The organism is Vibrio sp. J1-1 (genome assembly GCF_021728395.1).
Classification (GTDB): Bacteria; Pseudomonadota; Gammaproteobacteria; order Enterobacterales; family Vibrionaceae; genus Vibrio.
This window is the reverse complement of sequence record NZ_JAKKCM010000006.1, coordinates 214078-228810: the sequence shown is the minus strand read 5'-3', so window position 1 is coordinate 228810 and position 14733 is coordinate 214078. Positions and strand designations below refer to the sequence as shown.

Sequence of the window (14733 nt, the reverse complement as noted above, 5' to 3'; positions counted from 1 at the left end):
TCATGTCCGAAGCCCGCTTGTTTTCTGTTCGTCACGAATCGCTAATATAGGGGGGAATAGAACGAGAGGAGAACGAAGATGGGTAAATTGGTCGAAGGTGTTTGGCACGACGTCTGGTACGATACGAAATCAAGTGGCGGTAAATTTGTTCGCGAAGACGCAGGGTTTCGTAATTGGATCAAGAATGAACCGGATGCAGAGTTCCAACCAGAATCTGGACGCTACCATTTGTATGTTTCTCTTGCTTGCCCTTGGGCACACCGAACCCTCATTTTCCGGAAGCTCAAAGGGCTAGAACCGCATATTGATGTCACTGTTGTCTGTCCAGACATGCTTAGTCAAGGCTGGCAAATGGGCTTACCTGAGCCATTGTTTGGCCATACACGTATGCATCAAATTTATACTCAAGCAAAGCCAGACTATAGTGGGCGTGTGACCGTTCCTGTCTTATGGGATAAGAAAAACAATACTATCGTGTCTAATGAATCTTCTGAGATTATCCGTATGTTCAACTCAGTATTTAATGAGTTAGCGGGTAACGACGACGATTATTATCCTGAGTATTTACGGTCATCTATCGATGAGTGGAACGATTTCATCTATCCGAATGTGAATAATGGTGTGTATCGTTGTGGTTTTGCGACTACTCAGGAAGCTTATGAAGAAGCTTTTGATTCGCTGTTTTCTGCGTTAGATAAAATTGATACACATCTAGCGACACATCGTTATTTAACAGGCAGTCAGATCACGGAGGCAGACTGGCGTCTGTTTACCACATTAGTACGTTTTGATGCTGTGTATGTTGGCCACTTTAAATGTAATAAAAAGCGCATTGCGGATTACACCAATATTCAGGGCTACTTAAAAGAACTCTATCAAGTTGATGGCGTGGCAGAAACGACGGACTTTTACCATATAAAACGTCACTACTACTTCAGCCATACAGGTATCAACCCAACACAGGTGGTGCCAAAAGGTCCTGATTTAGACTTAGAATCTCTTCATGGGCGTGATCAAATTTCAAATTAGTCCTTCTCCTAAAGCGTCATTTTCTATGGCGCTTTCTCATCTGCTTACCGAGGTTATATACATTTATACGCCGTTTTATCGGTTATTACTCCAAGCATCACAGATTATTCCAGTACATGACATAAACTAATGATATAGAACCGATCTTTTGGCGAGGTGAGGTATGGATATCAACGAGCTTGCATCTGGCGAGCATCAAATCTGGAATTTGCTGATTGCTCTTCTCTTGGGAGCGATTATTGGCATTCAGCGTGGATGGGTGAAGCGCAATAGTGTTGAAGGTAGCCGGGTTGCAGGTATTCGTACTTATTCTTTGGTCGGCTTGCTTGGTGGTCTGGTTGCAATTCTCGCCTCCCACTTTTCACCGTTACTACTCGGTTTTGCGTTGATCGCGCTAGTGATTTTGGCTTGCATCGCCTTTTTTGTGAAGCAAAAGAACAGTGGTGATGTCAGTATCACTGGCTTAGTAAGTTTGCTGGTGACGTTCGTTTTAGGCAGTTTAGCGGTAGCTGGCGAAGCGGTACTTGCTGCATCAGCGGCCGTGATAACCGCTCTTGTTCTTGATAATAAAAGAGAGCTCCACGAGGCGTTACAAAAGTTACAAGAGTACGAACTGGATGCAGCTTTGCGCTTACTTCTTATCTCTATTGTTTTACTTCCACTCTTACCCAATAAAACTTATGGCCCTTGGAACGCTTTAAACCCGTACGAGATATGGTGGATGGTCGTATTGATCGCCAGTATCTCATTTGTTGGCTACTTTGCGATTAAGATTGGTGGCGCGAAGCGGGGAATTTTGTTTACGTCTGTTTTTGCTGGCCTCAGTTCTTCAACCGCATTGACCCTACAGTTTTCTCATCTGTCACGCGAGCAGCCGGCAATTAGCCCGCTGCTGGCAAGTGGCATCTTAATCAGTTGTGGAACTATGTTCCCGCGGCTCTTGTTCATACTATCTGTCATTAACCCTCCATTAGTGAAAATGCTTTGGCCAATCGTACTCGCGATGATGGTTGCACTTTACTTACCAGCTTGGTGGATATGGAAACGAAGTGAAATGGAGAAGGTTGAGCAATCAAACAAGCAAACTAATCCTCTTGCTCTGCAGTCCGCTCTCTTTTTTGGTGTTGTACTTGCGATGATCATGCTGCTCTCACATACGCTCTCAGACTGGTTTGGCGATGCTGGTGTTTTGATGCTTTCAGCGGTGTCAGGTATCACAGATGTGGATGCAATTTCGCTCGCTCTTGGTCGTCAAAGTATCCAGCACTTGAGTGTGACGACTGCGGCTCTGGGTATCATCATTGCAGCTTCGGTAAATACCATAGTGAAGATGGGAATGGTGGTGGCTTTAGGCGAGAGGAGATTATGGCACCGAGTCGCCCCAGTGATGATCGGGTGTGTGATTGTCGGTGGGTTGATGTTCTTCGCTATTTCTTAACCAGCCCAGTAAATATCAATAAAAAGCCCTCGACTTCAATCGAGGGCTTTGAATATTCACTCAAGCAGAGAAAAGACTTACTGCTGTTCTTGAGTTGCTTGGATTGCTGTTAGAGCGATTGTGTACACGATGTCGTCTACTAGCGCGCCACGAGACAGGTCGTTTACAGGCTTGCGCATACCTTGCAGCATTGGACCGATAGAGACTAGATCTGCTGAACGTTGTACCGCTTTGTAAGTCGTGTTACCAGTGTTTAGGTCTGGGAATACGAATACCGTCGCTTTACCTGCTACTGGAGAGTTTGGTGCTTTAGAAGCAGCAACGTTTTCCATGATAGCCGCGTCGTACTGTAGAGGACCGTCGATGATAAGATCAGGACGCTTCTCTTGAGCCAGTTTTGTCGCTTCACGTACTTTATCAACGTCTGCACCCTTACCAGATTCACCAGTAGAGTAAGAGATCATTGCAACGCGTGGATCGATACCGAATGCCGCTGCAGAATCCGCTGATTGGATAGCGATTTCAGCAAGCTGTTCTGCGGTTGGATCTGGGTTGATAGCACAGTCACCGTAAACCAATACTTGATCAGGCAGAAGCATGAAGAATACTGAAGATACGATAGACGCGTTAGGTGCCGTCTTGATGATTTGGAACGGAGGAACGATAGTGTTCGCCGTAGTGTGAACAGCACCAGAAACTAGGCCGTCAACTTCGTTGTTCTCAAGCATCATTGTGCCTAGGAATACTGAATCTTGTAGTTTCTCACGAGCGACTACTTCAGTCATACCTTTCGCACCGCGCAGCTCTACCAGACGAGCAACGTAGTTTTCGCGGATAGCATCAGAATCAATGATTTGAACGCCAGTGCCTAGCTCAACACCTTGTTGTGCAGCTACGCGACGGATTTCTTCTGGGTTACCTAGAAGCACACATTCTGCAATGCCACGCTCAGCACAGATAGCAGCAGCTTTCACTGTACGAGGCTCATCACCCTCAGGAAGGACGATACGCTTGCCTGCTTTACGAGCAAGTTCAGTTAGCTGGTAACGGAATGCTGGTGGGCTCAGACGACGAGACTTCTGAGTACCTTCAGTCATTGACTCGATCCAGTTACCGTCGATGTGACCAGCAACGTGCTCGTTAATGAACTCGATACGCTCTTTATCGTCTGCAGGTACTTCAATGCTGAAGCTCTGTAGGTTTAGAGAAGTCTGCCAAGTGTTGCCTTGAGCTTTGAAGATAGGTAGACCCGTTTCGAATGCTGGCTTACATAAACCTTCGATCTCGCGTGGGATGTCGTAACCGCCAGTTAGCAGAACAGCACCGATATCAACGCCGTTCATTGCCGCTAGAGAAGCAGCAACGATTACGTCTGGACGGTCTGCAGAAGTAACAAGTAGAGAACCAGGTTTGAAGTGCTCAATCATGTTTGGCAGAGAACGTGCACAGAACGTAATGCTCTTGATGCGACGAGTGTTGATGTCACCTTTGTTGATGATATCAGCATTCAAGTGTTTCGCCATGTCGATAGCACGAGTAGCAATCAGGTCGATGCTCCATGGCACGCAACCGAGTACACGAATTGGAGAAGTGTTGAAGATCTCCATCACTTTCATTTCGTTTTGTTTCGCGCTGTCTGCATCGTCAAAGATCTCAGACAGGTCAGGGCGAGTGCGGCCAGCTTCATCAACAGGTGCGTTTAGCTTGTTGATGATAACGCCAGAGATGTTTTTGTTCTTAGTACCGCCGAAGTTAGAACATGCCACTTCGATGCGCTCTTTAAGCTGTGATGGGTTATCAGTGCCAGGCGTTGCTACTAGAACAATTTCAGCACCAAGTGTTGCTGCGATTTCCGCGTTCACTTGGTTAGCGAATGGGTGCTTACGAGTTGGTACCAGACCTTCAATAAGGGTTACATCTGCATCTTTATTGATTTGGTTGTAACGCTCAACGATGGTTTCTAGCAACTCATCCATATTGTCGTTACCGATCAGGCTTTCAGCAACAGACATCGCCATAGGTTCGCCGATCTTCATATCGCTGTTGTGGCCAACGATAGTTGAAGTTAGATCTGGCTGATCGCCACCACTGCGTGGCTGACAAATAGGTTTGTAGAAAGAAACTTTAACGCCTTTGCGCTCCATAGCGCGAAGAACACCCATGCTTACGCTAGTTAAACCAACACCAGCACTTGCAGGGATAAGCATAATAGTACGAGACATTCGTAGAGTACCTTTGCTATTGGGAGAGATAAAAGCTCAATTCTTATTCCATGATCTTCAAAGAATAGGAGCTGAGCCCCTAAAGAAAGCTCTTTGGAAGAAAAACTGGCTAGCCAATTGGCTAGCCAGTTTATGCATTAAAGACCTGCTAGACTCGCAGTGTCTTCTGCAATCACAAGCTCTTCGTTAGTAGAGATTACCATTGCTGGGATACGGCTGTTCGCTGTAGTGATAGTGCCTTCGCCGCCGAAACGTGCTTTAAGGTTTGCTTCACTGTCAACTTCGATACCGAAGATACCTAGACGGTTTAGAACCATTTCACGGATAGGGCCAGAGTTCTCGCCGATACCGCCAGTGAAAGTAATCGCATCTAGACGACCGTCCATTGATGCAGTGTAGCCCGCAACGTATTTAGCTAGACGGTGGCAGAACACATCCATTGCACGAGTTGCTTCTTCTTTTTCACCGTAGTTGTCTTCAACGAAACGACAGTCAGAAGTCACTTCAGTCAGACCTAGTAGGCCAGACTCTTTCGTTAGCATCGTGTTGATTTTCTCAACAGAGTAGCCTAGTGAGTCGTGTAGGTGGAAGATGATCGCAGGATCGATATCACCACAACGAGTACCCATTACCAGACCTTCAAGAGGAGTCAGACCCATAGAAGTATCTACTGATTTACCGTTTTTAACTGCACATACAGAAGCGCCGTTACCTAGGTGACAGTTGATGATGTTTACTTCTTCAACTGGCTTGTTCAGTAGACCTGCAACTTCACGAGTGATGAATAGGTGTGAAGTACCATGCATGCCGTAGCGACGGATGCCGTGCTCTTTGTACAGGTTGTACGGAAGAGCGTATAGGTAAGACTCTTCAGGCATTGTTTGGTGGAATGCAGTATCGAATACAGCAACGTTTTTAAGTGCTGGGAAAGATTTTTGAGCAGCTTTGATACCGATGATATGTGCTGGGTTATGAAGTGGTGCTAGTGCTGCACAGTCTTCGATACCTTTCAGTACGTCATCAGTGATAAGTGCAGACTGAGTGAACTTCTCGCCGCCGTGTACTACGCGGTGACCGATAGCTGCTAGGTTTTCAGAAAGCTCTGGCTTAGAAGCAAGAATAGTTTCTACCATGAACGCTAGTGCTTCTTCGTGAGCTGCACCATTACCTAGTTGAGCTTCGTGCTTGCCATCAAGTTTCCACTTGATACGAGCTTCAGGAAGGTGAAGACACTCAGCAAGACCTGATAAGTGCTCGTCGCCGTTCTCGGCATCAACAACGGCAAACTTAAGAGAAGAACTACCGCAGTTTAAAACTAAAACTAGCTTAGACATGTATGACTACCTGTTATTCGTCTGATCAAAATCAGTTAAAGAATGAAAAATTAATCACAAGAATAGTAGAGACCTGCAAAGGTGCGCACTAATCTTGGTCAAAAATTGATCTAATTCCATATAAAGATATAGTGATGAGCCCGCTCATCACGATGACGCGTTCCTTGCAGATAGTGACCTCAGAGTTGCTTAAATTGTAAATAACGGCAACAATGAAGTTGAGGGCCTGCAAAGGATAGCGATAATGGGCAATGATAACAAAAAAAATTTGAAATTATATTAATTTCCATCAATTTTTTGCACCTTCAGTTGAAATGTTCAACTATTTTTTAGTGAGAGAGTGGTATGAGTAATAAAGTCGGATTGTTCCATAGCCTGAAAGATGGCCAAAATTACATGGAGATCTGGCCGGTTCGTAAAGAGCTGAATGCCGTGTTTCCAGAGCAGCGAATTATTAAAGCGACGCGATTTGGCATTAAAGTCATGCCAGCAGTTGCCGCGATCAGCGTCCTCACTCAAATGGCGTTTAACAACTATAGTGCGCTGCCTCAGTCGATCATTGTAGCGTTGTTCGCTATTAGTCTGCCGTTACAGGGAATTTGGTGGTTAGGAGCGCGATCAAATACCAAATTGCCTCCTTCTTTGGCTTCTTGGTACCGAGAACTGCACCATAAAATAGTTGAGAGTGGTTTCGCGTTAGAACCTGTCAAGACAAAGCCTCGTTATAAAGAACTGGCGTTAATTTTAAATAGAGCTTTTAGGCAGTTAGATAAATCTTCGTTAGAGCGCTGGTTCTAAATAAGCTAACAACGCTAGAATTTAGTCAAATGGAGTGCGCGCAAGCCACTCCGTTTTTTGTGTTTCACACTCTTCCATAATCCTATCGATCCACTTCTTTTCGTCACTTTTCCTTCACCCTGACAAAAATTTCCCTATTTTCGCTGATTTTGCGCGACAAGATTACTATTCCGCGATCACAAATGTTGTCTTACTGTTAAATGTTTCTTTTCTTTACTGGGACTTAGTAGTAATAATAAAAATAAGATGCACAAGAAGTGCACAGCTAAATTTATTACAAACACAACAAAACGCCTTCCTATTTTTGGGTTTGCGGGCGTACACCAATTGGTTAATGCTCGCAGAACAAGGACGAAGACACATCAAGGAGTTATGATGATACCGAAACGTTTACTCACCACCGCTATTTTATCTGCGACTGCCGTTCTTTCCTCCGCAGGTGTTCTCGCTAACACTGCGTCGGTGGCGGTTTCACAAATTGTGGAACATCCGGCATTAGATGCTGCTCGTCAGGGGCTTTTAGACGGCTTGAAGGCGAAAGGATATGAACAAGGTAAAAACCTAGAGTTTGACTACAAAACGGCACAAGGTAACCCTGCTATCGCGGTTCAGATTGCTCGCCAGTTTGTCGGTGAAAGCCCAGATGTTTTAGTGGGTATCGCGACACCATCTGCACAAGCTCTTGTATCCGCAACACGCTCAATCCCGGTTGTATTTACCGCGGTAACAGACCCGGTAGGGGCTAAACTGGTAAAAACCATGGAACAGCCAGGGCAGAACGTGACTGGTCTTTCTGATCTGTCGCCAGTTGCCCAGCATGTTGAGCTTATCCAAGAGATCCTGCCTCAAGTGAAAAGTATCGGTGTTGTTTTCAATCCAGGTGAAGCCAATGCTGTAACCTTGGTCGAACTTCTCAAAGTGAGTGCAGCAGCGAAAGGGATCGAAATCGTAGAAGCAACGGCTCTGAAAAGTGCCGACGTACAATCGGCTACCCAAGCCATTTCTGCAAAATCTGACATCATTTATGCACCGACAGACAATACAGTGGCAAGTGCGATTGAAGGTATGATCGTGGCAGCGAATCAGGCTAAGACGCCAGTATTTGGTGGTGCAACATCCTATGTCGAAAAAGGCGCGATCGCAGGCCTTGGCTTTGACTACTACCAAGTAGGTGTTCAAACCGCTGATTATGTCGCGGCTATTCTCGATGGCCAGGAGCCGGGCAAACTAGACGTAAAAGTGGCAACGGGTTCTGACTTAGTGATCAATCAAGATGCTGCTTCTAAGCTGGGTATTCAAATACCGAGTTCAGTCGTAGAACGTGCAACAAGCATGCAATAAGTCACTTTGTGTTGGGACGAAATAGGCTTATCCGTTCAAGGTAACCGTTTTGGTGGGAGTAATAAGTCACGTCATTGGCTTATTACTCCTTCTCCGGGTGTTTATTTCATTAGTTGATTAGCTAGTCCCGCCTGAAGTGAGAAGTCTTACTTTCAGATCTCGATACTGATCTGAACATGCAGAAAGGAGCCGTTTTATGTCTGCATTTGCATTTTTTGGCGCTCTTGAGATTGGCTTGATTTATGGGCTAGTCGCTTTGGGCGTATACCTCACGTTTCGCGTACTTGATTTTCCTGACTTAAGTGTCGATGGCAGTTTCCCGATGGGGGCTGCCGTTGCTGCTACCGCAATCGTTGCGGGCATTAACCCTTGGGTTGCCACTGGGATGGCAATTATCGCCGGTGGTATGACTGGTTGGGTTACCGCTTTTCTTGCTGTCCGCTGTGGAATTTTGCATCTCTTAGCGTCAATACTCACCATGATCGCTGCATTTTCCATTAATATTCGTATTATGGGTAAGCCCAATATCGCGCTACTTGGAGAAGAGACAATCCTGACGCCGTTTGAAGCAATGGGCGAACCAATGTTGATTCGTCCACTTGTGGTGGGGGTGTTAGTTTTATTCTCTGCATTCTTTGTGGTCCGTTTGCTTAACAGTGACTTTGGCCTTGGTCTACGAGCAACAGGCGTTAATGCTCGAATGGTCTCCGCTCAAGGAGCCAGTACTGGTTTTTACACTTTCTTTGGCTTGGCATTATCAAATGGTTTTGTTGGCTTTGCGGGCGCACTGTTTGCACAAACCAACAGCTTTGCCGATGTGACATCGGGTGTCGGTACTATTGTGGTCGGTTTAGCCGCGGTGATTTTAGGTCAGACTCTGATTCCTGGTCGTAAGATTTGGGTAGCGGTGTTAGCCGTTATCGTTGGCTCTGTCCTTTACCGTCTTGCCGTCGCGTTTGCTTTGAGTTCTGGAATGTTTGGCTTGCAGGCATCCGATCTAAACCTTGTTACTGCTGTGCTGGTTGCGGTCGCATTGATAGCACCAAAACTAAAACAGCGCATGAAAGCGAAACAACGAGTTTCAGATGCGAAACAGGCCGCATCTAAGAAAGGTTCAGGGGAGACATTATGATTGAACTCAATAATATCCAAGTGACGTTCAACCCTGGAACGATTCTGGAGAACCGAGCGTTAAAAGGGGTATCTCTAGTGGTGCCTGAACATCAGTTTCTTACCGTCATTGGTTCCAATGGTGCTGGTAAATCGACGTTACTTGGCGCTACCACTGGTGAAACCCCGATGATTGGTGGCCAAGTGATTATCGATGGTAAAGACGTTACCCGACAAACAGTGGCTCAACGAGCTACTCAATGTGCCCGGGTTTTTCAGGATCCTTTGGCTGGTACCTGTGGGGAGTTAAGCATTGAAGAAAACATGGCCCTGGCTTACATGCGTGGCAAAAAGCGTGGTTGGGGACTGGCACTATCGTCTCAACGGCGAAAGCTATTCCAAGACCGAATCAGTATTCTTGGTTTGGGATTAGAAGATAGGCTGGGGGATAGCATTGGCTTACTGTCCGGAGGTCAACGACAAGCGGTGAGTTTGGTGATGGCAACTTTGTCGGAAAGTAAGTTACTGCTACTGGATGAACACACTGCGGCGCTTGACCCTCGAATGGCTGCTTTTGTTATTGATCTGACGAAACGCATCGTGGATGAGTTTAATTTGACCGTGATGATGGTTACCCATTCAATGAAAGATGCATTGGCTTGTGGCGATAGAACTGTGATGCTTCATCAGGGCGAAATTGTGCTCGATGTGGCTGGAGAGCAAAGAACGAATATGCAAGTGCCAGATTTGCTAGAAATGTTCTCCAAAGTGCGTGGTGAGGAACTTTCTGACGATAGTTTGCTACTCAATTAGTCAGTACAGCTCGTTACCTAACTTCAGTTTTGGTTAACTACGCCTACCGAACGTGATCCTCCTTGAGAAATATTGCTAACTAGCAGTTTTACAAGGAGGATTTTTATTATCACTTCCTATAGTAAAGTCATGGCATATGCCCTTTACAGGAGTGCTAGCTATGACCCTTCCTTTCATTTTCCACAGCCAGACGCTGGATGGACTTTCTTTCGACGAAGCAACCATAACGGTCACGCTAAAGACGGAGAACCTTAATTTTGATCGTGTCTATGTGCGCTCTGAGCCTGATAACGAAGAGTATCTGACTGAAATGCATCCAGCGGGTACTTCAGGAGAACTGAAACTCTGGAACGCAACCTTTGCCCCAAATAAAGACAGAGATGTGACTCACTATGTATTTAAGCTAGTTCTGGGCGAGCAGCAGTTCTGGCTGGATGGGCGAGGCGTACAAAAGCGAATTCCGCCAAAAGAGTTTCACTTTAAATTGAATGTGAACAACCAGCCACCAAAATGGGTTCAACAACAGATCTTCTATCAAATATTTCCAGATCGTTTTTCCGCGAGTCGGGGGGAAGCAGAGATTCGACAAGCGTATGCTGAACACAATCCTGAAGTGATAGTTAAGTCCTGGGGAGATGCAGTTGGTGGCCATCAAAACACGGGATCTAAAGAGTTCTTCGGTGGAGATTTAAAAGGTGTCGAACAAAAGCTGGATTACCTTGAAAACCTCGGTGTTACTGCTTTGTATTTCAACCCGGTTTTCTGTTCTCCGAGTAACCATAAATACGATACCACTGACTATTTCAATATAGACCCTATGTTTGGAAGCAATGAGCAGTTTGCTCAGTTGTGCAACAAGATACGTTCTAAGCAGATGAAAATTGTTTTGGATGCGGTATTTAATCACACTTCAGTTCACCACCCTTGGTTCAATGTGAAAATGGCAGGCGACGGGGCATATGGCAATCCGAACTCGAAGTACCGCCACTATTATTTCTTTGACGGTGACAGCAATAATTACATCGGCTGGAAAGGTATCAGCAATTTACCTGTGTTGAACTTCGAGAATAAAGAGGTGCGGGAGTACATTTATCAAGGTAAGCACGCGGTAATTCAACACTGGTTAAAAGCTCCTTACTCCGCGGATGGCTGGCGCTTTGATGTAATTCATATGCTCGGCGAGGGGGAAGGGGCGAAAAATAATGCTCTTTACGTCGAAGCGTTCCGTAAAGCGACAAAGTCGGTTAACCCCAATGCGTATGTGCTTGGTGAACATTTTTTTGAGGCAACCCAGTGGCTACAAGGCGGTCAAGAAGATGGAGCAATGAATTATTATGGATTTGCTCATCCGGTAAGAGCATTTATTGCTCATCAAGACATCATGTATGATCCGATCCAGATCGATGCAACTGAGTTCAAAAATTGGTTAGATGAGGCGAGAGCGAAGATTCCATTTGCGAACCAGTTGTCTCAACTCAATCAACTTGATAGTCATGATACGGCACGCTTTCTCACTCTTGTGGGGGGTAGCGAAGACAAAATGCACATTGCTCTGATGCTATTAATAACTTATGTCGGTACTCCTTGCCTTTATTATGGAAGTGAAGTCGGGCTGGAAGGCGGATTAGACCCAGATAACCGACGTTGTTTCCCTTGGCATGAATTAGCTAACTCAGAATGGTTGGAGGTTTATCGACGTTGGATAAACATTCGTAAAAAGTTCAAATGTCTACAATCCGGCAGTATTCAATGGCTTTATTGTCGTGATGACGCGTTGGTATATGCGAGACAGCTCGAAGATGAAGCCGTCATTGTTGCCATCAACACCAGTGAAAAAGCAGTGAGTATTGAACTACCACTATGGCAGTTAGGTCTGAGTGCGAAAAGCTTGCATAACATATTGGATGCCCGCGAAGTTATTGATTACAAGAATAATCTGGGTGTTAACCTTCCAGGGAAAAGCGGTAAAGTATGGCGGCTAAAGTGACACTGTCTTTATCACTAGCAGTGGGTTTACCGTATCGGGAAGCATCGTTTTCTGTAGAGAAAGCGGTGATAAAAGCGTGATGAGTTGTTTAATTCGACTGATGAGAAATTAGATCAGGCAAAGCACAACGGCAAAAATAAAAGTGTACTAGTGTTTGGCTGGAGCGTAAAAAAGGGCGAATCGTCGCCCTTTTAACGGTTTGATTATCTAAGCCACTCGTGATGTCGCTGACACCAACTCATCGCGATATCGTTGAATATGCTCAACAATAGGCGCAGCTTTATTAAAGGTGCGGATTTCACGGAACAAGTCTTTTGCTTCTGGGTAAGATTGACGCAAATAAGAGAACCATTGTTTAACTCGGTTCGGGTAGTACAGCCCTTTGTCACCTTTCATCTCGAACTTAGAGTAGTAAATCAGCAATTCGACCACTTCCGGCCAAGACATAGGCTGGTGGTTGTGTTTTACCATGTTTCCTAAGTTTGGAATGTTAAATGCGCCTCGGCAGACCATCAATGAATCAACTCCAGTGGTCTCAATACAGCGTTGACCGTCTTTGTAGTCCCAGATTTCACCATTGGCAATTAAAGGAATAGAGAAACGCTCGCGGATTTTCGTAATGTATTCCCATTTGATCTCTGAAGCTTTATACCCACCTTGCTTGGTTCGGGCATGAACCGTTAGCTCATTTGCGCCAGCAGACTGGATTGCATCGACAATTTCGAAGCAGTCTTCAGGGTTTTCCCAACCTAGGCGAATTTTTGCACTTACCGGGATGTTTTCAGGAACCGCTTCACGGCACGCTTTTACGACTTGGTGAATCAACTCTGGATGTTGAAGAAGTGCCGCGCCACCTTTACTTTTGTTCACCATTTTAGCAGGGCAACCAAAGTTGATATCGATACCACGAGCACCAAGATCAGCAGCTTTAATCGCATTTTCGGCCATCCAGTTTGGTTCTTGACCCAACAATTGAACATGTACAGGTACACCAGATGCAGTTTGAGAGCCTTGCAGAAGTTCCGGGCACAAACGATGGAATACGTGATCCGGCAATAACTGATCGATAACTCGAACGAATTCAGTGACACAAAGATCATAGTCGTTTATTTCGGTCAAAATTTGGCGCATCAAATGGTCTAAAACGCCTTCCATTGGGCCTAATACAACTCGCATAGTTTGCCTAGTACAGTTTGGTGATAAAAGGAGGGCGATTGTAGCGAGGCCAGCCTAGTTTGTCATTAAAAGACTCGAAGCGAGCAAATTTATCAAACCGGTATACCGAGGTTACTTGAGTTAAAGCTCTGGGGTATAATGCCGGCAAATTCATGGGAAACCAGATGTCATGCAATATACACTGATTGAAAAGGGTGAGGTTCAGCTAGATGAATCTTCACTGTTTATTGAAGGGGCTGTGTTAGCAGCAAACCTTACAACTAAGCCCTTGGCTCCAGAGACTTGGTTAGAGCCGCTACTTGGGGCTGACTTTAAGGCAATTCAACCTGCGGTTGAAGAGCAGATTAACAAGCAGCACAATCGTATTCTACGTAACGAGTATTCAGTACTCGCTCTGACAGACAATCATCCAGAGCAACTGGCTGACTTCGCTGAAGGATTCATGTCGGTTTGGCCTTTGATTGAAGAACAGTGGCAAGGTACCGAGCTCAATGACGGCTTACAGCGCATGCTGCAAGCTTTGCTAACGACGATGATGCTCGCGATTGATGAATCAGCGACCCAACAACACATGCGTGATGCTGGTATTGAGAACCCACCGGCACTGAGTGAACTGATTGATCAACTTGACTTGATGATCAGTGAGGCAGCATTGGGTGCAGACGAACTCATGGTGGGAAACAAAGCAAAGAGCCTGAATCCATTTAAAGGTGTGGGTCGTAACGATCCCTGCCCGTGTGAGAGTGGTAAAAAGTTCAAGCAGTGTTGTGGTAAATAATCACTATTTTTCTGATTTAATGCGAAAAATTATGCAAAGCCGACCATGAGGTCGGCTTGGTTGCTATTTGTGTATATGTTTTAAAGAATCGGGTTCTTGCGTCTTGCTGGGAAAAACTGAGCAATCACGACAAGAGCGAGGAAGACTAAGTTACCTGCAAAAATGACCACTAACCATTGTGGCATAGATAATGTTAAGAACTGCCACACAATCTCCGAACAATCTCCGTAGGCTTCAAACATCCACGGCGCCCATTGATTCAGTGGAGCCCAGCTCGGGAAAGTCACGAATACGTCACAGGTCGCAAACGGCGATGGATTGAACTGATAATCGACGTGCTGTAGCGCAAGTAACAGGCCTTTGTATGCACTAAGACCCCATGTGATAAAACCTAGCCATCGGAAGAGTGGATTGCTAGGTGATATCAAGCCGATAATTGCAGCTCCGCCAATTCCCAACATAGCCACTCGCTCGTAAATACACATTACACACGGAGCCAACATCATCACGTGTTGAAAGTAGAGGGCACATGCTTCAAAGAAAATGATAAAAAAGAGAAGAAGCATCCAAGATAGGCGCCCCTTGGAAAACTGGTTTAGTGATCTAAAAATATTCACGGTTTCAATCCTGTCTGAAAATATAAAAAGCTCTGATTACTCAGAGCTTTTTATCGTGGATAAGTTTCTTAATCAACTTAAATATTAGGG

General features: G+C 45.4%; 12 protein-coding genes. 8 read left to right on the top strand and 4 right to left on the bottom strand.

Going from position 1 to position 14733, the window contains the following annotated elements:
* The first annotated feature begins 78 nt into the window (after nt 1-78).
* Together L3V31_RS11890 and L3V31_RS11885 are read left to right on the top strand one after the other, a co-directional pair.
* Nucleotides 79-1029 carry a glutathione S-transferase family protein gene (locus L3V31_RS11890; protein WP_237316256.1) on the top strand — a complete coding sequence of 317 codons (951 nt, stop codon included), beginning with the start codon at nt 79-81 and terminating at the stop codon, nt 1027-1029.
* Between the two features lie 163 nt (nt 1030-1192).
* A complete protein-coding gene (locus tag L3V31_RS11885) occupies nt 1193-2467 on the top strand; it encodes an MgtC/SapB family protein (RefSeq protein ID WP_237316255.1) in 1275 nt (424 codons plus the stop codon).
* A gap of 77 nt (nt 2468-2544) precedes the next feature.
* Here L3V31_RS11885 and pta read toward each other — a convergent pair whose 3' ends face one another.
* On the bottom strand, nt 2545-4689 hold the full coding sequence (gene pta, locus L3V31_RS11880) for a phosphate acetyltransferase (RefSeq protein ID WP_237316254.1): 2145 nt from the start codon (nt 4687-4689) through the stop codon (nt 2545-2547).
* A gap of 137 nt (nt 4690-4826) precedes the next feature.
* Nucleotides 4827-6023, bottom strand: coding sequence for an acetate kinase (locus tag L3V31_RS11875; RefSeq protein ID WP_237316253.1), 1197 nt, complete (start codon nt 6021-6023; stop codon nt 4827-4829).
* 345 nt (nt 6024-6368) lie between these two features.
* On the opposite strand from L3V31_RS11875, the gene yfbV reads away from it, so the two are divergent.
* The 5 genes from yfbV (at nt 6369) to malZ (ending at nt 12072) form a co-directional block, all read left to right on the top strand.
* Nucleotides 6369-6821, top strand: coding sequence for a terminus macrodomain insulation protein YfbV (gene yfbV / locus L3V31_RS11870; RefSeq protein WP_237316252.1), 453 nt, complete (start codon nt 6369-6371; stop codon nt 6819-6821).
* A gap of 375 nt (nt 6822-7196) precedes the next feature.
* On the top strand, nt 7197-8162 hold the full coding sequence (locus tag L3V31_RS11865; protein WP_237316251.1) for an ABC transporter substrate-binding protein: 966 nt from the start codon (nt 7197-7199) through the stop codon (nt 8160-8162).
* Nucleotides 8163-8358: 196 nt separating this feature from the next.
* Nucleotides 8359-9294, top strand: a complete 936-nt coding sequence (locus tag L3V31_RS11860; protein WP_237316250.1) for an ABC transporter permease — start codon at nt 8359-8361, stop codon at nt 9292-9294.
* Nucleotides 9291-10085 carry an ABC transporter ATP-binding protein gene (locus L3V31_RS11855; protein WP_237316249.1) on the top strand — a complete coding sequence of 265 codons (795 nt, stop codon included), beginning with the start codon at nt 9291-9293 and terminating at the stop codon, nt 10083-10085. The genes L3V31_RS11860 and L3V31_RS11855 overlap by 4 nt, the downstream gene beginning before the upstream one ends.
* Before the next feature lie 160 nt (nt 10086-10245).
* Nucleotides 10246-12072, top strand: coding sequence for a maltodextrin glucosidase (gene malZ / locus L3V31_RS11850; protein ID WP_237316248.1), 1827 nt, complete (start codon nt 10246-10248; stop codon nt 12070-12072).
* Between the two features lie 207 nt (nt 12073-12279).
* Here the strand turns inward: malZ and dusC are convergent, their stop codons facing one another.
* Nucleotides 12280-13248: a tRNA dihydrouridine(16) synthase DusC gene (gene dusC / locus L3V31_RS11845; protein ID WP_237316247.1), complete on the bottom strand. Its 969-nt coding sequence runs from the start codon at nt 13246-13248 to the stop codon at nt 12280-12282.
* A gap of 169 nt (nt 13249-13417) precedes the next feature.
* Here dusC and L3V31_RS11840 point away from each other — a divergent pair, with 169 nt between their 5' ends.
* A complete protein-coding gene (locus L3V31_RS11840) occupies nt 13418-14026 on the top strand; it encodes an SEC-C metal-binding domain-containing protein (RefSeq protein WP_237316246.1) in 609 nt (202 codons plus the stop codon).
* A gap of 80 nt (nt 14027-14106) precedes the next feature.
* On the opposite strand, the gene dsbB is transcribed toward L3V31_RS11840, so the two are convergent.
* Nucleotides 14107-14643, bottom strand: a complete 537-nt coding sequence (dsbB, locus tag L3V31_RS11835) for a disulfide bond formation protein DsbB (protein ID WP_237316245.1) — start codon at nt 14641-14643, stop codon at nt 14107-14109.
* Between the last annotated feature and the right edge of the window lie 90 nt (nt 14644-14733).